The following is an 18,862-nucleotide window of genomic DNA, read 5'->3' on the forward strand; positions in this document are numbered from 1 at the left end:
ACCCGGGTCGGGCCGCGAGGTCCAGATGCCCAAACGCCAACGCACCCGCGCCGCGGACAGGGCTGCCCGCATCAAGGCCGAGCGTGAACACAACGCCGCCCAACGACTCATCGAGCAACAACCCCAAAACCCGCACCCGCCACCCGATTACGGCAACGACCCCCCACCCTTCTGAGTACGGCGGCGACCACCGTCGCCACCGTTCTCGTCGTTCGGGTGGTCCAGGTTGACCAACCGCTCGGCCACCTCGGCGAGTCTGATGTTGGACTCCTGAGAGATCTTGCGAAGGAGATCGAACGCGGCCATCGCGTTGATGTCGAAACGCTCCATCAGGATGCCCTTGGCCTGGCCGATGACGTCCCGGCTGGCCAGCGCACTGCGGAACTGCTGCTGGCGGCGCATCATGTTCCAGGCCACGGTGGTGTGCGCGGCGTAGATCAGCCCGATCTCCACCGATTCCTCGTCGAAGGCGTGGGTCGGCTCCGCGTACAGATTGAGCGCGGCCAGTTTGCCGCCCTCGCTGAACAGCCGGAAGGGAAGCACCGAGCGCACCGGGGTGCGCAGGATCGCCGCGTCCCGATACTGCGGCCAGCGGTCGTCGACATCGAGGTTTTCGATGCTGATGGTGTGGTGCTCCCACGCAGCCGACAGGCACGGCCCTTCGCCGGTCTCGCGCTGCACGTCGTCGAGCAGCACCGGATACGGGTGGGTCGGCCCCACGGACTCGATCTTGTCACCGACGACGGTGATGCATCCGTACTGCGCGCCGGGCACGGACTCGACCGTCACGGTGTTGAGGTCGCGCAGGACCGACTCGACATCGCTGACCGCGCGCCGCTGCATGCTGTCGACCAGTTCGACGACGCTGTAGAGATGTCGCCGTTCCTCGGACAGTTCGGGTTTGGGCCCGTCAACCAGGCCCGGCGTTCCAGCTGACCGCACGTTGTCACTGGCGGACACGGAGTCCCCTCTCCGGCCCCGGCCCCGGCCCCGGGGCGACCCTCAGGTCGAGACCGGTTCCCGTTCGCTCGTGTGACGTCGGTGCACCACCACACCGGCGACGACGATGAACACCGCCGAGACTACCGACAGTGGGATGCCCTGTTGCGGACTTGGGCCATCAAACCCGGAACAGGCGGGACGAATTCCGCGATCGCGGTCGGACGGAACCGGACGGCCACTAAGGTGTCTGTCCGTGGGCAGCAAACTCTTGGCCAACGGACGAGGGCGGTGGCTGGCCGTCGCCACATCGCTCGTGGTGTCCGCGGGCATGGTCTACGCCCAGACCACGACGACGACACCCCGCCACGTGGAGACCCCTCCGAGCGCCGCCGGGCAGGAGCCCACACCGACGCTGTCCGCGCCACCGCCCACCGAAGCGGAACTACTGGCCGCCAGTGCGCCGGCCGACGCGCGGGTGTTCAACTTCGCGCTGCCTGCCGGGGTCGCCCCCGAAGGCGGCCTACAGGTCAAGACGATCTGGGCTGCGCGCGCGATCAGTGCGATGTTCCCGGAGATCACCACGATCGGCGGGTACCGGCAGGATCCGCTGAAATGGCATCCCAACGGGCTCGCGATCGACGTGATGATCCCGAACCACAACAGCGAGAAAGGCATCGAGCTGGGCAACCAGATCGCCGGGTACGCACTGGCCAACGCGAAGCGTTGGGGTGTGTTGCACGTGATCTGGCGGCAAGGTTTCTACCCCGGCATCGGTGCGCCGAGCTGGACTGCCGACTACGGCTCGGAGACGCTGAACCACTTCGACCACGTCCACATCGCCACCGACGGCGGCGGCTACCCCACCGGCGACGAGTCGTACTTCATCGCCTCCATGCAGCGCTGACTCACACCGCCACCGAATCCCCGCACGCGAACACGGCGCTCGACACCCGCCCGCCGGTGCACACCAGCGCCACCAGATCCGGGGTGGAGACGCCCTCGGGCGCGTCCGGGAACGACGGCGGGGCGGGCGGCCACAGCGGGAAGATGCTCGCGCCGGTGACACCGGTGAGCCGCGCGACGATCTGCGCGACGACATTGGTGCCCACGTAGGTGAGTCCGCCGACGATCCTGACCGGGATGATCGCCAGTGCGGCCAGCGCGCTGATCAGGAAGATGTCCTGATCGACGACCGACTGCAGGCTCGCGGTGATGCCGTTGGTGAGCATGTCGACGTAGTAGGGCACCGACGCGAAGATGGTGCGCGCGCCCAGCGCCAGGTTCGTGCCGATGTCGGGATAGCCGTATTTGGCGATGATGTCCAGCAGTGTCTCGCGCAGCGCTTCGTTGTCGTTGACGGGCGTGAGGTCAGCGTCGCCCAGTTCTGTCAGCGACACCCCGTCGAGGTTGTCAACGGTGGGCTGGAGGTTGAACAGCGACAGTACGGTCGGGGTCACGTCGACGATCGAGTACTTCGTGTTGACCAGGCCCTCACCGAACAAGCCGGGGCTGCGCGCGACGACGAAAGTTGTTGTCTCATCTGGTGATTGAAATCCATGACCGAGGCCCAGCTGCGGTTGGTGGCCGTGGTCGGTCACCATGATGATCGTCCACTTCTCACCCGTCGCGTCTTCCCACAGGTTGATGGCCTGCATGATCTCACCGAGGTTGCGGTCGAAGTTCGCCAGCGCCGCCAGGTATTCCGGGGAGTCGCCGCCGTACAGGTGCCCGTTCTCGTCGACGCCGACGAAGTAGCTGAACATGAAGTTCGCGGTATCGGCGCGCGCCGCCGCGATGGCGGCCTCGGTGAGATCGCCGACCCTGTCGTCGGTGAGCAGCCAGTTGGTGTCGCCGGCCACCTGCGCCACATTGAGCACTTCGTCGGCGCCGATGCCCGACGCCGCGATCGCCGAGATCACGTCCCAGTTGGCGATCGACGTGGTCTGGATGCTGCTGTTCTGCCCCTCGAGTTGGGTGAACACCGTCGGCCACTTGTCATACGTCCACGGCGTGAAGACGTTGTTGATCACGCCGGTCTTCTCGCCCCACGCCCCCGTCAGGATCGACGACCACGAGGGGTTCGAGATCGTGGTGTGCCCGACTATGGTCGATGCGGCGGTGGTGCCTCCCTGCATCAGGCTGAAGAAGTTGGTGGTGAGTTCCGGATTGGCCAGCACGCGGGACAGGTTCGTACCGTCCACGCCGATCACCAGCACGTTGGGGGTGCCGTCGTCGATGTAGGCCGCCGCGGCGGTGGTCGCCGCCGTTCGCCTGATTGCGTTGCGCTCCAGCTCGTCTCGCACCGCGGCCAGCGACGCCAGCATGGTGGCACCCTCGAGCGGTGCGGCGGGCGCGGGCTGCGGCTGCGGCTGCAGCGGCGAATCCACCAGATCGGTGACGACGGTGAGCAGTGTGGGCTCGGGTGCCGGCTCGGCCGGTGCGGTCGGCGGCGCGGGGGTCGTGATCTGCGGGTCGGTGCTCGCGGATTCCGGTGGGGTGCCCGTGGCTTCCGGTGGGGTGGCAGTATCGACGGTCACCACGGCGGCGACGGCTTCGTCTACCTCCGCGGCCGTCTCGGTCGGCTCCAGCTCAACACGGGCTTGCCGGTCCTTCGAGCTCACCTTCAAGCCGTCGGGCTCATCGACGTCGTCGGGCTCATCGACGTCGTCGGGCTCCGCGGCGTCCTCGTCGGCCGTCTCGTCGGTCGTCTCGTCGCCGCCCGTGTCCTGCGCGGCGCCGGTGTCGCCGGCGTCCTTCGCCGACGATGCGTCGGACGACGGTGCGGACGTACCCCCGGACGGGGATTGGCTGGAACTCGAGGATTCGGTCGTCTCGGCGGAGGCCACGCCCGGCGCGGACGCCACCGCCCAGCCCACTCCCAGCGTCACCGCGAGTGCTCCGACGCGACCAATGTGGTTGGCGTAGCCCATGACAATCCTCCCGACCGAGCGCGTGTCAGCGGCGTCGGCCCGAGCCGTCGCTGCCTGTTCGCTGATTGCGCTGTCCGTAAATTACGCCTCGGCGGGGGTTCGCTGGCCGTGTTTGGGCGAGATGGGTATGGGTGCGATCGACGGGCCTCGTCAACCGGGACGACGTGCAGAACCGGTTCGCCGCAGCCACCATCGAGGGCCGGGGAGGTCGGGAGCCATCCGGGCTCCTCGACGGGGGGGAATGGCGGCGCAGGCCCAACGATACATAGACCAGCGCGACCAGGACGGGGACCTCGATCAGTGGTCGGACGGCGCCGGGCCCGAGGGCGCGCCGTAGGTCGCGATCGTGATCGCGACCTACGGCCGAGGAGGTATCCCCAGCGGCAGGAACCGGTACAGCGTAAGACCTTTCACGCAACCGTCGTTCGGTGCCCGCCGGTATTCCGCTCAGGGATTCAGCAGCACGACGCTGACGCCGCGGGAGCAACTCCGAACGTCTCCGAATCGGCTAGCACGGTGTAGACCTCCCACTTCTCGCCTCCCGGTCCGGTGACCCACACCTTGTCTTGGGTGGCGAAGCAGCACGTCGTCCCGATCTCCTCCTCGGTGAACATCTCAGCTTCGGTCAGCCGGGCGATCTCGGCATGCACGGCCTCGCTCGAGGCCACCTCGACCCCTAGGTGGTTCAGGCTGCCACCCTTGCCGGGGTTCTCCAGCAGCACGAGCTTGAGCGGCGGGTCGGCGACGACGAAGTTGGCATAGCCCGGCTTGACCTTGGCCGGTTCGACGCCGAAGAGTTTGCCGTAGAACGTGATTGCCTCGTCGAGATCGTCGACGTTGAGCGCCAGCTGCACACGGGACATTACGCACCTCCAGGTTTGCGACATATATCGAATTGGCGCGTCCACTATGCGCCACCTTTTCGATATATGTCAAGAGTGTGGCAAGATAGCGTCATGCCCAAGGCATTGCCCGTCATCGACACGACCGCACCGGTGTGCTGTGCACCCGTCGCGTCCGGCCCTTTGTCCGACGCCGATGCGCTCGAGATCGCGGTGCGACTCAAGGCGCTGGCCGATCCGGTGCGCGTCAAGATCGTGTCGTACCTGTTCAGTTCCGCTTCCGGCGAGGAGATCTCGGGTGACCTCGCCACGGTGCTGAGCCTGAGCGAGTCGACTGTGAGTCACCACCTCAGTCAACTCCGGAAGGCCGGCCTGGTGCTGTCCGACCGTCGCGGAATGAACGTCTACCACCGTGTCCGGCCCGAGGCGCTCCAAGCGCTGTGCACCACGCTGGATCCGAACTGCTGCCGGTAGTGCAGACCGGCGGCGCGTCGGTCTAGATAACCGGCTGCGGCGCTTCGGTCGCGGCGACGGGTTGGTCCCGTCGCCCGTCGTCCGGTACCGCTATCGGCTCCCGGGGCGAACGGTCGGCCCCGCCGCGCCAGCCGGCATAGCCGAGTCCCGCACTGACAGCCGGGTACGTCGCGGCTTCGATCCAGGCATACTTTGCGCCCCAACGCCTTCCGCGAAAGACGGGTTCGCTCAACACTCCTGAGGAGATCGCGACGGCGTACGCCACGTGGGTATACGCCAACCCCGCGAACACTCCAGAGAAGAACTTGCATACTTCACGCTTCATCTGCCTCACCTTTCATCGTCACCGTTGTCGCGTGCGCTTTAAGTCTCGGCGGGGATGTCAGGCCCCTGCCAGAGCAGAAGGACCCTGCTATGGCGCGCGGAGCTCGACGGACCGTGGGCCAAACCGCCCACGGCCTCGACCCGGTGACGAAGAAATCTCGTTCCGGTCGAGATGTGGATTCAGGCAACCGTTCCGCGGCCGGGTACTGACATCATCGGACGGTGACAGCCAGGACAGCGACAACGACCGACAGCGGACTGGCGGCGCGCCTCGCCGCGCTTGCCTCCCTCGGTGCAGCCGTCATCCATTTCGCCGTCGTCCCGAGCCACTGGCACGAATGGATCCCAGCGGGCCTGTTCTTCGTCACCCTCGCGCTCTTCCAGCTGGTCTGGGCGGGGCTGATACTCACCCGGATGACGACGCCGGTGCTCGCCGCCGGGATCACGGTCAACGTCGGAGCGGTCGTGTTGTGGGCGCTGTCCCGGACCGCCGGACCGCCGTACGGCCCTCACGCCGGTGTGGCAGAGGTCGTCGCGGCCGCGGACCTGTGCGCGGTGCTGCTGCAGATCTACGTCGTGATGGGAGCCGGGTGGGTGTGGTACCGCGGTCACCGCGGAGATCTGATCCCCCTTTACGCGAATGCGATGGTGCTGCTCGGCGCCGCCACGGTCGTGGCGCTGGCCTCGACCGTCGGTGTGGCGTCGGGCCTTCGGCACAGCCACCATGGGCCGGCCAACGCCGAACCGGGCCACCACGGCTCCGGACACGCGGACGACCATGCGGACGACCATCAGGGCCACCATGCAGAGCCGGCGATCGCGCCGCGGACGGTGGACCCGATGGGCACGCCTACCCCACCGCAACCGCGGGAGGCCCCCGCCGCTCCGGCGCAGCCTGCGCAGGACGGCCACACCGATCACGCTCACGACCACGCCGGGTGAGGTCGCCGGTCAACGGTTCAGGACCGCTCGGGTGCTGGCCTCGGGCCGCAGATCGATGCGGCGCAGCAACTGCGCGTTGAGCGCCACCACAACTGTGGACAGAGACATCAACAGCGCCCCGACGGACATCGGCAGCACGAATCCGACGGGGGCGAGCACACCGGCGGCCAGCGGCACGGAGACGAGGTTGTAACCCGCACCCCACCAGAGGTTCTGCTTCATCTTGCGGTAGGTGGCGACGGACAGCAGGATCACCGAGAGCACCGAGCGTGGATCGGAGCTGGCGAGAATGACGCCCGCAGAGGCGATCGCGACGTCCGTCCCCGCGCCGATCGCGATGCCCACATCGGCCTGCGCCAGGGCAGGCGCGTCGTTGACACCGTCACCGACCATCGCGACCTTCTTGCCTTCCTGTTGCAGCGCAGCGACTTTGGCCGCCTTGTCCTCCGGGCGCACCCCGGCGAACACGCGGTCGATGCCGAGTTCGCGGCCTACGGCACCGGCGACCGCCTCGGCGTCGCCGGTGATCATCACGACTTCCACGCCCAGCATGTGCAGCGCGTCGACCGCCTCCCGGGATTCGGGCCGGATCTCGTCGCTCAGGCGCAGGCCGCCCACGACGGTGCCGTCACGCACGACGTGCAGGATGATCGCCCCCTCGTCGCGCCACTCGGAGGCGGCGCCGACCTCGGGGGCGCCGACCTCCTCGAGCAGGCGCGGGCCGCCCACCCGGATCTCGTGCCCATCGACCGACGCGGTCACGCCGACGGCCGGGGACGAGGAGAACCCGGTAGCACGGGGCACTGCGAGTCCGCGTTCCTCGGCGGCGCGCACGATGGCCCGTGCCAGCGGATGTTCGCTGTCCGCCTCGGCCGCGGCCGCGAGCGCGAGCACCTCATCCTTGCTGGCCTCGCCGGCGGTCTCGATCGCCGTGACCGTCGGTTCACCCTTGGTCAGGGTGCCGGTCTTGTCGAACAACACGGCGTCCACCGTGCGCATGCTCTCGAGCGCGAGCCGGTCCTTGATCAGAACGCCGCCCCGGGCGGCGCGTTCGGTGGCGATGGACACGACCAGCGGGATCGCCAGACCCAGCGCATGAGGGCAGGCGATGACGAGCACGGTGATCGCCCGCACCACGGCGGCATCGGGATCGCCGACGGCCGCCCAGACCACCGCGGTGAGCGCGGCGGTGAGCAGCGCGAACCAGAAGAGCCATCCGGCGGCCCGGTCGGCCAGGCGCTGGGCCCGCGACGAGGAGTTCTGCGCCTCGGCGACCAGGCGCTGAATGCCGGCCAGCGTGGTGTCGGCACCGGTGGCGGTGATCTCCACCCGCAGCCCGGAGTCGGTGGCGACGGTGCCGGCCGTGACGGCATCCCCCACCCCGCGGGTGACCGGGCGGGATTCCCCGGTCACCATCGACTCGTCCATGTCCGCGCGGCCGTCGACGATCCTGCCGTCGGCCGGGACGCTGCCGCCGGGCCGGACCACCACCACGTCGCGGACCTGCAACTCCGCCGGGGAGACGGTGACGGTGTGATCGCCCTCGACCTTCTCGGCCTCATCGGGCAGCAGCGCGGCCAGTGAGTCAAGCGCCGAGGTCGTCTGAGCCAGGGCGCGCATCTCGATCCAGTGGCCGAGCAGCATGATGACCACCAGCAGCGCCAGCTCCCACCAGAACTCCAGCTCGTGGTGGAGCAGGCCCAGGCTCGCGCCCCAGGACGCCACGAACGCGACCGTGATCGCCAGCCCGATCAGCAGCATCATTCCCGGTTTGCGGGAACGGATTTCACTCACCGCGCCCATGAGGAACGGACGCCCGCCGACGATGTACAGGACGGTGCCGAGCAGCGGCGCGATCCAGCGGACACCCGGCAGGTCCGGCACCTGGTAGCCCAGCAGCATCGCGAACATACTCGAGAATGCGACCACCGGGACCGCGAGAATCAGGTTGACCCAGAACAGTTTTCGGAACTGCGCCACGTGATCGCCGCCGTGGCCGGCGTGCCCGTGCGCCGTGGAGGATCCGGGATGCGCGGCACTGTGGCCCGGTGCGGTTGCGTGTGGGTGTGTCATGTCGCTCCTCTCGGGAGTCGCACAGTGCCCGGTGTGCGGACGGTTCGCGTCACAGACCCCGCCGGGGCTCGCGGAGCGGGCAACACAGTCGACGTTATACCCCCTAGGGGTATGGACGCAACGGTAGCCGTGCCGACGCGACGTCGATCGACAACGGGCCGAACACTCGCGGCGCGGCAACTGCTGCTGCACCGGTGCAGCGGGTGTGCCTACCCAGCGCGGACGGCGCAGCTGGCGCAGCTGGGCGCTGTCCACCAGTCCATCGTGTCGTGCTCAGTGGTGGCTGTCGGCGGGATAGGCGTGGATGAGCGCCGTCGACAACTTCGGCACCGCATGGGTCAGGGTGTGCTTGGCCTCGTGGGCGATGCGGTGGGCCCCATCGAGGGTGGTGCCGGAGGCGATGTCGAGCTCGGCATCGGCATGGAGCTGGTGCCCGATCCAGCGCATCTTCACGCTACGCACCCCGATGACGCCGGGTTCGGCGCGCAGCGCGGCTTCCGCCGCGTCGACCAGAACGGGATCCACACCGTCCATCAGACGGCGGAAGACGTCGAGCACCACCGTGCGCAGCACCGCCAGAATGGCGACCGTGATCACGATCCCGATGACGGGATCGGCGAGCGGAATGCCCAGAGCGACACCGCCTGCGCCGAGCAGCACAGCCAGCGACGTGAAGCCGTCGGTGCGTGCGTGCAGCCCATCGGCGACCAGAGCGACCGACCCGATTCGGCGGCCGACGCGGATACGGTAAAGAGCTACCAATTCGTTGCCGACGAAGCCGAGCAGTCCGGCGGCAGCCACCCAGCCCACATGGTCGATCTGCACCGGGTTGATGAAGCGGCGGACCGATTCGACGCCGGCGACGATGGCGGACAGCGCGATCATGGCGACGACGAACAACCCCGCGAGATCCTCCGCGCGACCGTAGCCGTAGGTGTAGCGCCGGGTCGCGGCGCGGGTGCCGACAGCAAAGGCGATCCACAGCGGTATGGACGTGAGCGCGTCGGAGAAGTTGTGCACCGTGTCGGCGAACAGGGCGACCGACCCGGAGATCATCACGATGGCAAGTTGGGCGACCGCGGTGGCGCCGAGCGCCAGGAGGCTGACCTTCACCGCGCGGATGCCGGCGGCGCTGGATTGCAGCGCGTCGTCGATGCTGTCGGCGGGGTCGTGGCTGTGCGGCGCGAACACCTCCTTGACTGCCGCCCGGAGCCTGCCTGCGGTTCCATCCCCATGAGGGTGAGGGTGTGTCATGCGCGGCGTTCCTTCTCCCCCGACGGTCCACCCACGCGGTGCAACTCGGCCAGCTGCTCGGTGTTGCGGTGGTGACCGGGAACGCCGGGACCGGCGTGCTCGGCGTTGAAGACCGCGTCGCGGACCAGTTGCTTGATGTGGTCGTTGTCGACCGCATAGAAGATCGAGGTGCCTTCCCGGCGCGTCCGCACCAAGCGAGCCATGCGCAGCTTCGCCAGATGCTGCGAGACCGACGGCGCGGGCTTGCCGATGTGGGCCGCCAGGTCGTTGACCGACATCTCCCCGCTGGAGAGTGCCCACACGATCTGCACGCGGGTGGCGTCGGCCAGCATGCGGAACGACTCGACCACCAATGCCACCTCGTCCTCCGGGAGACGGCGGCGGCACAGTCCGTTATCTGCATTCATATGCAGATAGTAGATCAGGCGCTGGATCAGGCGGGTGTTCGTCTCGCAGGATCAACTCAACCCCCATTACCTGGTGTCCGGGGGCTGAAGTACCCGGCAGGGTCGTTAGGCATGGTTGGTGGGTGTTTCCGCTGCCATCACCGTTTTAGGAGGAGCCTGATATGACGACACCCGCTGCGTACGCGATGATGCTGTGATCACGGCGGAGACAGTCAACCGGATCGTCGGCTTTCGGGGGAACGGCATGCCGGTCATCTCGCTATATGCCGCCGTGCCGTACGAGCCCGAAGACCGCGTGACAGTCGTTCGCAGCAAGCTAGACAGCCTGCTGCACGAAATCCAGCCGATGGCCCAAGACCACCAACTCGGCCACGACGCGATGCTGTCCGTCCGTGCCGATATGGAGCGGTTCACCGAGGCGGTCGAGAAGCACGACCGTTGGTCGCCCGGTTCGGTTGCGATGTTCTCGTGCAGCGGTCGCGACTTCTTCGAGGAAGTTCAGCTTCCCCGCAGCGTGCATGACCGGATTGTGGTCGATGAAACCCCCTGGGTCCGGCCGATGTTGGCAGTGCTCGACGAGTATCACCGCTGTTGCGTCGCGGTCGTCGACCGAAAGGCCGCTCGGATCTGGGAGCTCTTCCAGGACGAGATGTCTGAGGTCGGCACACGGCGGGTTGACGCCGACCCCGGCCGCAATCAAGACAAGGCCGAGGAGCTGACCAAGCGTCACTATCTCGAGGTGGTCACCATGCTCGACAAGATGCATCGCGACGGTGCATTCGAGCTGTTGATTGTCGGCGGCCACCACGCCGAGTTGCCGCGCTTCCTTGACTACCTCACCCACGAACTGCGGCCTACCCTCGCGGGCACATTCACGGTCGACGACGATGCGCGCACCGCTTTCGGTGATGTGAAGCGGCAGGCCGCAGCGGTCCTGCAGCGCTATGAGCGCGACGAGGAGGAGCGGATGGTCGCCGAGACGGTCGAGAAGGCGGCTGCGGGCGGATTGGCGGTTCTCGGTCTTCCCGGATGCCTGTGGGCCGGGACGGTCGCAGCGGTAGACGAGCTCCTGGTCCAGGATGGAACGGTGACACCGGGCGTGATATGCGACCACGATCAATGGATGGCCCTTTCCGGCGAAACGTGCCCGCTATGTGGACGCCCGGTCCGCCGTACCCCAGACATCGTGGACGAGCTGGCCCAAGTGGTGATGAACGAGAGCGGGTCGATCGAACACGTCTGCGCCGACACCGTTCTCAAGCAGCACCTGACGGCCGCGTCGTTGCGCTTTCCGCTTCCGCCCGCGCCGGGATGATCGTCAGGGTCGCAACCTTCGTTTGACTCTGGATTCGATATCCATCAATATCGGAACATGTCGAATCCGCACGAGCCGTCGGCCGCTCTAGCCTGCTGTCCGCCTGGGGCGCTTCTGCGCGAGCCGATCTCGGCGGCAGCGGCAGCGGACATGGCGACGAAACTGAAAGCCCTGGCCGATCCCGTGCGGCTTCAATTGTTTTCGGCGGTCGCCAGCCACGCCGGAGCAGAAGCGTGCGTCTGCGATGTCTCCGCGGGGTTGGAGGTCTCCCAGCCCACCGTGTCGCATCACCTGCGAGTGTTGCGGGACGCCGGGCTCCTCACGTCGGAACGCCGGGCGTCGTGGGTGTATTACGCGGTGGTACCCGAAGCGTTGGCCAGCCTGTCGGTGCTTCTCGGCGCGGTGACCGCGTCGACGGCGGCGGGGACACCGGCATGAGCACCACCACTGCCGCGACGCCGGCGGTGGTCGGCAAGCTCTCCACCCTCGACCGTTTTCTCCCGCTCTGGATCGGTGCGGCGATGGTCGCCGGGCTGCTGCTGGGCCGGTGGATTCCCGGCCTGAACACCGCACTGGAACGCGTTCAGATCGACGGGATTTCGCTTCCGATCGCGCTCGGTCTCCTGATCATGATGTACCCGGTGTTGGCCAAGGTCCGCTACGACAGGCTCGACACGGTCACCGGAGACCGAAAACTCCTGGTGTCCTCGCTGGTGCTGAACTGGGTGCTCGGTCCGGCGTTGATGTTCGCTCTCGCGTGGCTGCTGTTGCCCGACCTGCCCGAGTACCGCACCGGGCTGATCATCGTCGGGCTGGCCCGCTGCATTGCCATGGTCATCATCTGGAACGACCTGGCCTGTGGCGACCGTGAAGCCGCCGCTGTCCTGGTGGCTTTGAACTCGTTCTTCCAGGTCGTCATGTTCGCGGTGCTGGGCTGGTTCTACCTGTCCGTGCTGCCCGGGTGGCTGGGACTTCCCCAGACGACAATCGACACGTCACCGTGGCAGATCGCCAAGTCCGTGCTGATCTTCCTCGGCATCCCGCTGCTGGCCGGCTACCTGTCCCGCCGTGTGGGCGAACGCGTAAGAGGCCGCGATTGGTATGACGCGAAGTTCCTGCCGCGGATCGGGCCGTGGGCACTCTACGGGCTGCTGTTCACGATCGTAATTCTGTTTGCGCTGCAAGGAGATCAGATCACCCACCAGCCGTGGGACGTTGCCCGCATCGCGCTCCCCCTGTTGGCGTATTTCGCCCTCATGTGGGGTGGCGGCTACCTGCTCGGCACGCTGCTGGACCTCGGGTACGAGCGGACGACCACCCTGGCGTTCACCGCCGCCGGAAACAACTTCGAACTCGCCATCGCCGTCGCGATCGCCACCTACGGCGCCACCTCCGGCCAAGCCCTGGCCGGTGTCGTCGGACCGTTGATCGAAGTACCTGTCCTGGTCGCTCTGGTTTACGTCTCCCTGGCGTTACGTCGCCGGTTCAACGGAGTCCTCCCATGACTGACAGTCCCGTCACCGATGGCCGCCGCCGTGATCTCTCGGTCGATCAGCGGTTGGCCCTGAGAACGGCCGCGACCCGGCTGGATGGTGAGTTCAACGGGTCCTTCGGCACCGAAACCATCGAGCGCTTTCTGCACTCGTCCTACGACCAGTTCGCCGGCCGTGCCACCATTCCCAACTTTCTTCCGCTACTGGCAGAACGGTTCGCCCGCCAACGACTTCACGCTTTGGCGCGCGTGGAAGGCCGAGTCAGCGACGGCAGACCCACTGTGCTGTTTCTCTGCACCCACAACGCCGGCCGCTCCCAGATGGCGCTGGGCTATTTCACCCACCTGGCCGGCGACTTGGCCATCGCCTGGTCGGGAGGATCAGAACCCGGCACCGAGATCAATCCGGCCGCCATCGCTGCCATGGCCGAGGTCGGGATCGACATCACCGGTGAATACCCGAAGCCCTGGACCGATGAGATCGTGCAAGCCGCCGACGTCGTCATCACCATGGGTTGCGGAGACGCCTGCCCCGTGTTCCCGGGCAAGCGTTACGAGAACTGGGACCTTCCCGACCCGGCCGGTCAGGGCGTCGACGCAGTCCGGCCCATCCGCGATCAGATCGAACAACGGATCCAGCGCCTGCTTTCCGACCTCGGAGTCGCCGCACAGCAGCACGACCGCAGCTCTGAGTGAACGAGCCGTTGTGTCAGTCGATGCCGCGGGCGATGAGCGCTTCGTTGAAGTCGTCGGCGGCACGAAGCGCACCGACGATCACGGGCACGAACACGATCCGCGGGGTGACCCGCAGCCCGCGGGCCCGTCGCGCCTCGTCCACTTGGCCGATGATCTCGACCAACAGCGGGATCGACCGGATGGTCAAAGCCAACGCGATGGCGACCTGCCGGACCGGAAACCCGAACCGCGCCATGGGATTCATCGCCCGGGTGGCCGCGTCCAGCATGTCGGTTGTCCGCGTCGTCGACGTCACCATCGCCGCGAGGCACACCGCGAGCAGCAGCACCCCACACACCACCAGCGCGCGACGCCAGTCGGTGAGCACGACCTGCAATACGAAGATGAACCCGACGACCCACAGCACCTGCCGCAGCTGCAGAATCAGCGCCCACACGTTCAGCCGCGCCGAAAGCACGCCTGCCAGAACGATTCCGGCCACGACGCCGAGCCGCACCGGCGAATCCACCCACACCGTCATCGCGACGATCAGTCCACCGAGCGCGAGCAGCTTCGCCCCGGCCGGCAGGCGATGCAGCCACGACGTTCCGGGCCGGTAATCCCCCAAGACCGTCACGCCATCAGCCGCCGGTAGGTGGCCAGCGCGACCGGCGGTACATCGTCGGCGATCACCCGGCCGTCCTCGAGCACGATGACGCGGTCGGCGTCGTCGGCCAGATCCAGATCATGGGTGACGATCACCACCTGGGTGTCCAACGCGGCGAAGGCTTTTCGCAACATCCGGGTATTGCGCAGGTCGAGCAGCGTCGTCGGCTCGTCGGCCACCACCACGGTCGGCTCGGTGACCAGCACCGTCGCCAGCGCCAGCAACTGCTTCTGGCCGCCGGACAGCAGGTGCGCGGGTTGGTCGGCGTGCCCGGCCAACCCGAACCGTTCCAGCACCTGCGCCACCTTCGCAGCGCGGGTCTGCCGGTCCAGCGACTGGCGGGACAGCGAGAGTTCGACATCCTCAGCGACGGTGGGCATCAGGATCTGGCGGTCCGGATCGGTGAACACGAAACCGACCTGCCGGCGGACCTGTTTGGCCGAACGCCGGGTGTCCAGACCGTGCACGCGCACCGACCCTGCATCGGGCAGCACCAACCCGTTGAACAGCCGTGCCAGTGTGGATTTCCCGCTGCCGTTGGCGCCGACGATGGCGACTCGGTGCTCGGCGAGGGTCAGCGAGATGTCGCGCAGCACGGGTCGGTCGCCGAAGGAGTGGGAGACCCCGTCAACGACGATCGCGCCTGCCGGATCCTCAGCCATGGCTTCGCACCGTGCGCCGAGGCGTGATGAGGCCCGGACGAGCGCGATGCACCTGGGCGGCGACAAAACCGCACACCACCGCTTTGGCGATGTCGCCGGGGAGGTAGATGCCGTTCGTGGACAACGCGGCCCACCAGGACAAGTCAGTGCGCAACATCAACCCGGCTGTGCCGAAGAGGTAGATGACGACCATCCCGCCGACGATGTTGATGGCGATGCCCCACAGCACGCGGTAGCGGGGCATCATCAGGGCGGTCAGCAGCCCGATCACGATGACCGCGGGCATCCAGCCGACGAAGAAGCCGGCCGTCGGTGAGGACAGCGACACCAGCCCGGTGCGGCCACCGGCCAGGATCGGCAACCCGGCGACGGCCAGGATCGTGAACAGAGCGATCGCCAACGCGCCCTTTCGGGCGCCGAGGATCGACCCGGCGAGCATTACGCCGAAGGTCTGCAGCGTGATCGGCACACCGGTGGGTCCGATGGTCAGGGTGCCCGGGAGCCCGAGGGCGGCCAGCAGGCCTGCGAAGACCGCCGCCTGGGTCAGGTCGCGGGATTCGACGCGGCCGAACCGGCGGAGCTTGGAAGTCTGAGCACTCACCCGAGAATTATGGTCGACACCCCGAAGAGCGCCGTGCCTCCCCTGCGTGAGTGGCTGCACCAGAGGCATGTCTTGTCGGTGGTCGAATGTATGTTCGAACTATGTCGGGCGACGACTTGCGGGCCGCGGTGAGCGGGTTGCGGGCTGCCGTTGATGCGGTGGCGGCCTGTGAGGTCGACCTGCTGACCCGGCCTGATCTTGTTGCGGCCCTGGATGAACTGGAGACATTGTCGTGCCAATTGCCGGCGGTGGGTCATCGGTTGCTGGCGCGGTTGCAGACTGAGGCGACACCGCAGCAGATGGGTGCGAAATCGTGGAAAGAAGTGTTGACCGTCCGGTGGCGGATCTCGGCTGGTGAGGCCCACCGCCGGCTGACCGAGGCGGCGGTGTTGGCGCCGCGGCCGTCGTTGACCGGCCCGGCCCTGCCGCCGGTGCTGCCCGCCACGGCGATCGCCCAAGCGCACGGGCTGATCAACGCCGAACACGTCGACGTGATCCGCCGATCGCTCAACAAGGTGCCGGGCTGGGTCGACACCGCCACCCGGGAGCGCATCGAGGTTGATCTGGTGCGTACTGCGGTGGGTAACGGCCCCAAGGAACTCAAGGACTGCGCGGAGCGGACGTTGTTTCTGCTCGATCAGGACGGCCCCGAACCCGATGACAGCGAACGCGCCCGCAAACGCGCGGTGTCGAGGTCGCCCCAGCGTGGGGATGCCATGGTGGATCTGCGCGCCACGCTGACTCCGGAGGCGTGGGCGGTGTGGGAGCCGATTTTCGCCCGGTTGGCCGCGCCGGGGATGTGTAATCCCGACGATCCCGAGCCGTGTACGTCGGGGACGCCGTCGCAGGCCCAGATCGACAACGATCAGCGCAGCCTGGCCCAGCGTCAGCATGATGCGCTGGTCGCGGCCGGGCGGATCGCGTTGATGAGTGGGCAGCTGGGGCAGCTCAACGGGTTGCCGGTGTCGGTGATCATCCGTACCACGCTGCAGGATTTGGAGTCCCGCGCCGGGGTCGGTGTCACCGGTGGGGGCACGGTGGTGCCGATCGCCGAGGTGATCCGGATGGCCGGGCACGCCAATCACTATCTGGCGGTGTTCGACCGGGCCACCGGCTCAGCAATGGATTTGTTCCGCGCCAAGCGGATCGCCTCCCCGGCACAGCGGATCATGCTGATCGCCCGTGACGGCGGGTGTACCAAACCTGGCTGCACCGTGGGCGCCTACGGGTCTCAGGTCCATCACGTGGTCGCCGACTGGGTCGATGGCGGGAACACCAACGTCGATGAACTCGGCCTGGCGTGCGGGCCGGATAACCGCAGCGTCGACCCCGACGGCGGTGGTTGGTCGACCCGGATGAACGACCGCTGCGAGGTGGAATGGATCCCACCCCCGACACTGGACACCGGTCAGGCCCGGCTCAACTACTACCACCAACCCGAACGGCTGCTACGACCCCCCGACGATCCGCCGCCGCAGAGCCAGAACACCAGTGCCCCAACCCAACCCGCCAACAATGCGACGGTCGACGCCGAGCCGGGTCCGCCGACACCGGCCGATGACCCCGGCGAACCCGGCGGCCCCGCACCACCCGACAACCAAGCGGCCTGACCGCCGCGCGGGGAAGTCCGACGCGCCAAGTAGCTGAGCCTCGACGGGCATCTCGTCCGGATAGGTCATGATCGGCCGCCCGGCCCGCGGTGGAGTATTCGCTTGTTCGCGGCGGTTTGCGGCCCGTCGTGCCGGGCATTCGGCACCGAGACAACCGCGCACAAGGAGGAGCATCATGTCCGCAGCCACCACGTGCCGCCGACTCCGCGAATGCCTCGACGATGTCGACTTCCCAGCGGACAAGGCGACTCTTCTCGCAGCGGCGGAACGCCGTTCCTGCGATGACGACACCATCCGGGCGCTGCGCTCGATCCCGCCCGAGACGTATGCCGGGTTCGCCGAAGTGCTGGCATCCGTGCCGCTGACCGACGACGTCATGACCGATGGCGAGAGGGGTGCCGCGCACCGGGTGCCCACCAAGCCGGGTGTCACCGAGAGGGATAGAGACGTGCCACCGAACCCGATCGCCGAAGTATTGGGTGAGAACCGCAAGAAGTGAGCGCGCTAAGTCTCTGAGCTCGGTGCACGTCGACGTCAAGAGTTCGGGACGGCGCGACATGTACGGCAACCCGGTGCGGGGATATGCCTTCATCCACACCGCCGTAGATGCACACTCACGGCAAGGGATCACGGCCCGAAAAAATGTGACCGACAACGGTTCCTGCTACCGATCACACGCATTCCGCGACGCGCTCGGCGAGGTCGAGCACCGTCACACTCGCCGACGAATGGGCCTACACCAGCGACGCCGAGCGCTGTCAGTAAACCTAGATCAGGTCCGCGTGGTTGCGCTGTTGCTAACGTTCGTTCATCGATTGAAGGTCGCATGGAGGGTGGCGTGGGCAATCCGAGCGGGCAGGCGCCCGACAAGCTGGGCCGACCACGCCACTTCGACGACGACACCGAACGGAGCATGGTGATGGACGCCGCGGTCCGCCTGATGGCCGACCAAGGCTATACGCGACTGTCGGTCGCCGCCATCTTGGCTGAGGCGCACCTGTCGACATCCAGTTTCTATCGCCACTTCCCATCCAAGGACGCGCTACTGACCGCCATCATCCGCCGAGATGGCGAATCGGCCCGGCGCGCGCTCCAACACGCCATAGCGAACGCATCTGGGCCCGTGGCCGCGCTGGAAGCGTGGCTCGACGGGCTGCTGGATCAGTTCTACGAACCGACGAAGGCCGCACGCACGGCGCTTTTCCTGACTCCGGAAATCCTGAATTCTTACCAAACAAACACCGAGTTGATGGCTGACATGCGCTGGCTCCTGTGCGAGCCCGTCATCAACGTGCTGCGCGCTGGGCACCGAGCCGGATTTATGTACTCCCCGAAACCCGAAGCCGATGCCGTGAGCATGTTCGCTCTGGTGAGCGCCGTGGCCACATCGCCGCACGCCTACCCGCGCAGCAAGAAGTCGGCACGCGCGCAGGCCGTCCGGTTCATTCGGCCGGCGCTACAAATCACCTCCGAAACGACAACCAGTAGTGGTACCCGCAAACCCCGTTCACGCCAGCCGCGTTAGCCCGGATTTTTCGCGGAAGTTTGCGTTCGATGGGGTGTAGATACGCGAAAGTGCCTGTCCTGCAAGGAATAATTGGACTTCTCTAGGGTTCAATCGTTCCAGCGGGAAGGCACCTCGCAGGTGAAGA

General features: G+C 67.1%; 18 protein-coding genes and 3 pseudogenes. 11 read left to right on the plus strand and 10 right to left on the minus strand.

Annotation, left to right across the window (positions count from 1 at the left end; translation table 11 throughout):
* Positions 1 to 147: 147 nt before the first annotated feature.
* The gene (locus tag ACXMYJ_RS26365) at positions 148 to 843 is read right to left on the minus strand and encodes a GAF and ANTAR domain-containing protein (RefSeq protein ID WP_460359283.1); all 696 of its coding nucleotides are present in this window, start codon (positions 841 to 843) and stop codon (positions 148 to 150) included.
* 352 nt (positions 844 to 1,195) lie between these two features.
* Between ACXMYJ_RS26365 and ACXMYJ_RS26370 the strand changes: the two genes are divergently transcribed.
* Complete coding sequence (locus ACXMYJ_RS26370; RefSeq protein WP_460359276.1) at positions 1,196 to 1,846, plus strand: glycoside hydrolase; 651 nt, start codon at positions 1,196 to 1,198, stop codon at positions 1,844 to 1,846.
* 1 nt (position 1,847) lies between these two features.
* Here the strand turns inward: ACXMYJ_RS26370 and ACXMYJ_RS26375 are convergent, their stop codons facing one another.
* The 3 genes and pseudogenes from ACXMYJ_RS26375 to ACXMYJ_RS26385 form a co-directional block, all read right to left on the minus strand.
* The gene (locus ACXMYJ_RS26375; RefSeq protein WP_460359277.1) at positions 1,848 to 3,872 is read right to left on the minus strand and encodes an alkaline phosphatase family protein; all 2,025 of its coding nucleotides are present in this window, start codon (positions 3,870 to 3,872) and stop codon (positions 1,848 to 1,850) included.
* Positions 3,873 to 4,083: 211 nt separating this feature from the next.
* A pseudogene (locus ACXMYJ_RS26380) lies at positions 4,084 to 4,229 on the minus strand (ACR3 family arsenite efflux transporter); the annotation flags it as partial.
* A 98-nt stretch (positions 4,230 to 4,327) separates the two neighbouring features.
* The gene (locus ACXMYJ_RS26385; protein WP_260752552.1) at positions 4,328 to 4,735 is read right to left on the minus strand and encodes an ArsI/CadI family heavy metal resistance metalloenzyme; all 408 of its coding nucleotides are present in this window, start codon (positions 4,733 to 4,735) and stop codon (positions 4,328 to 4,330) included.
* A gap of 93 nt (positions 4,736 to 4,828) precedes the next feature.
* On the opposite strand from ACXMYJ_RS26385, the gene ACXMYJ_RS26390 reads away from it, so the two are divergent.
* Together ACXMYJ_RS26390 and ACXMYJ_RS26395 are read left to right on the plus strand one after the other, a co-directional pair.
* Positions 4,829 to 5,188: an Rv2640c family ArsR-like transcriptional regulator gene (locus ACXMYJ_RS26390; RefSeq protein ID WP_260752551.1), complete on the plus strand. Its 360-nt coding sequence runs from the start codon at positions 4,829 to 4,831 to the stop codon at positions 5,186 to 5,188.
* A 546-nt stretch (positions 5,189 to 5,734) separates the two neighbouring features.
* Positions 5,735 to 6,454 carry a hypothetical protein gene (locus ACXMYJ_RS26395; RefSeq protein WP_460359278.1) on the plus strand — a complete coding sequence of 240 codons (720 nt, stop codon included), beginning with the start codon at positions 5,735 to 5,737 and terminating at the stop codon, positions 6,452 to 6,454.
* A 9-nt stretch (positions 6,455 to 6,463) separates the two neighbouring features.
* Here the strand turns inward: ACXMYJ_RS26395 and ACXMYJ_RS26400 are convergent, their stop codons facing one another.
* The 3 genes from ACXMYJ_RS26400 to ACXMYJ_RS26410 form a co-directional block, all read right to left on the minus strand.
* Positions 6,464 to 8,527: a heavy metal translocating P-type ATPase gene (locus ACXMYJ_RS26400; protein WP_460359279.1), complete on the minus strand. Its 2,064-nt coding sequence runs from the start codon at positions 8,525 to 8,527 to the stop codon at positions 6,464 to 6,466.
* A gap of 273 nt (positions 8,528 to 8,800) precedes the next feature.
* Positions 8,801 to 9,781, minus strand: a complete 981-nt coding sequence (locus tag ACXMYJ_RS26405; RefSeq protein WP_460359280.1) for a cation diffusion facilitator family transporter — start codon at positions 9,779 to 9,781, stop codon at positions 8,801 to 8,803.
* Positions 9,778 to 10,188 carry an ArsR/SmtB family transcription factor gene (locus ACXMYJ_RS26410; protein ID WP_260752534.1) on the minus strand — a complete coding sequence of 137 codons (411 nt, stop codon included), beginning with the start codon at positions 10,186 to 10,188 and terminating at the stop codon, positions 9,778 to 9,780. The genes ACXMYJ_RS26405 and ACXMYJ_RS26410 overlap by 4 nt, the downstream gene beginning before the upstream one ends.
* 193 nt (positions 10,189 to 10,381) lie before the next feature.
* Between ACXMYJ_RS26410 and ACXMYJ_RS26415 the strand changes: the two genes are divergently transcribed.
* From ACXMYJ_RS26415 to ACXMYJ_RS26430, 4 genes and pseudogenes are all read left to right on the plus strand, one after another.
* Positions 10,382 to 11,503, plus strand: coding sequence for a baeRF10 domain-containing protein (locus tag ACXMYJ_RS26415; protein WP_460359281.1), 1,122 nt, complete (start codon positions 10,382 to 10,384; stop codon positions 11,501 to 11,503).
* Between the two features lie 57 nt (positions 11,504 to 11,560).
* Positions 11,561 to 11,941, plus strand: coding sequence for an ArsR/SmtB family transcription factor (locus tag ACXMYJ_RS26420; RefSeq protein ID WP_260752532.1), 381 nt, complete (start codon positions 11,561 to 11,563; stop codon positions 11,939 to 11,941).
* Positions 11,938 to 12,996, plus strand: a pseudogene (gene arsB / locus ACXMYJ_RS26425) (ACR3 family arsenite efflux transporter); the annotation flags it as partial. The gene ACXMYJ_RS26420 and the pseudogene arsB, both read left to right, overlap by 4 nt.
* Before the next feature lie 8 nt (positions 12,997 to 13,004).
* Complete coding sequence (locus ACXMYJ_RS26430; protein ID WP_260752528.1) at positions 13,005 to 13,691, plus strand: arsenate reductase ArsC; 687 nt, start codon at positions 13,005 to 13,007, stop codon at positions 13,689 to 13,691.
* 13 nt (positions 13,692 to 13,704) lie between these two features.
* Here ACXMYJ_RS26430 and ACXMYJ_RS26435 read toward each other — a convergent pair whose 3' ends face one another.
* Genes ACXMYJ_RS26435 through ACXMYJ_RS26445 form a run of 3 tightly spaced genes read right to left on the minus strand, consistent with a single transcriptional unit; the run spans position 13,705 to position 15,600 of the window.
* Positions 13,705 to 14,307, minus strand: a complete 603-nt coding sequence (locus tag ACXMYJ_RS26435; RefSeq protein WP_260752527.1) for an energy-coupling factor transporter transmembrane component T family protein — start codon at positions 14,305 to 14,307, stop codon at positions 13,705 to 13,707.
* Positions 14,304 to 14,999 carry an energy-coupling factor ABC transporter ATP-binding protein gene (locus ACXMYJ_RS26440; RefSeq protein ID WP_260752526.1) on the minus strand — a complete coding sequence of 232 codons (696 nt, stop codon included), beginning with the start codon at positions 14,997 to 14,999 and terminating at the stop codon, positions 14,304 to 14,306. Before ACXMYJ_RS26440 ends, ACXMYJ_RS26435 begins: the two co-directional genes overlap by 4 nt.
* The gene (locus ACXMYJ_RS26445) at positions 14,992 to 15,600 is read right to left on the minus strand and encodes a biotin transporter BioY (protein WP_443188675.1); all 609 of its coding nucleotides are present in this window, start codon (positions 15,598 to 15,600) and stop codon (positions 14,992 to 14,994) included. Before ACXMYJ_RS26445 ends, ACXMYJ_RS26440 begins: the two co-directional genes overlap by 8 nt.
* An 86-nt stretch (positions 15,601 to 15,686) precedes the next feature.
* Here ACXMYJ_RS26445 and ACXMYJ_RS26450 point away from each other — a divergent pair, with 86 nt between their 5' ends.
* The 4 genes and pseudogenes from ACXMYJ_RS26450 (at position 15,687) to ACXMYJ_RS26465 (ending at position 18,735) form a co-directional block, all read left to right on the plus strand.
* The gene (locus ACXMYJ_RS26450; protein ID WP_460359282.1) at positions 15,687 to 17,210 is read left to right on the plus strand and encodes an HNH endonuclease signature motif containing protein; all 1,524 of its coding nucleotides are present in this window, start codon (positions 15,687 to 15,689) and stop codon (positions 17,208 to 17,210) included.
* A 175-nt stretch (positions 17,211 to 17,385) separates the two neighbouring features.
* Positions 17,386 to 17,709, plus strand: coding sequence for a DUF2795 domain-containing protein (locus ACXMYJ_RS26455; protein ID WP_443188677.1), 324 nt, complete (start codon positions 17,386 to 17,388; stop codon positions 17,707 to 17,709).
* Positions 17,710 to 17,749: 40 nt separating this feature from the next.
* A pseudogene (locus tag ACXMYJ_RS26460) lies at positions 17,750 to 17,972 on the plus strand (IS481 family transposase); the annotation flags it as partial.
* Between the two features lie 76 nt (positions 17,973 to 18,048).
* Positions 18,049 to 18,735, plus strand: a complete 687-nt coding sequence (locus ACXMYJ_RS26465) for a TetR/AcrR family transcriptional regulator (protein WP_443188678.1) — start codon at positions 18,049 to 18,051, stop codon at positions 18,733 to 18,735.
* Positions 18,736 to 18,862 lie beyond the last annotated feature (127 nt).

It is taken from the genome of Mycobacterium sp. ZZG, assembly GCF_054786995.1.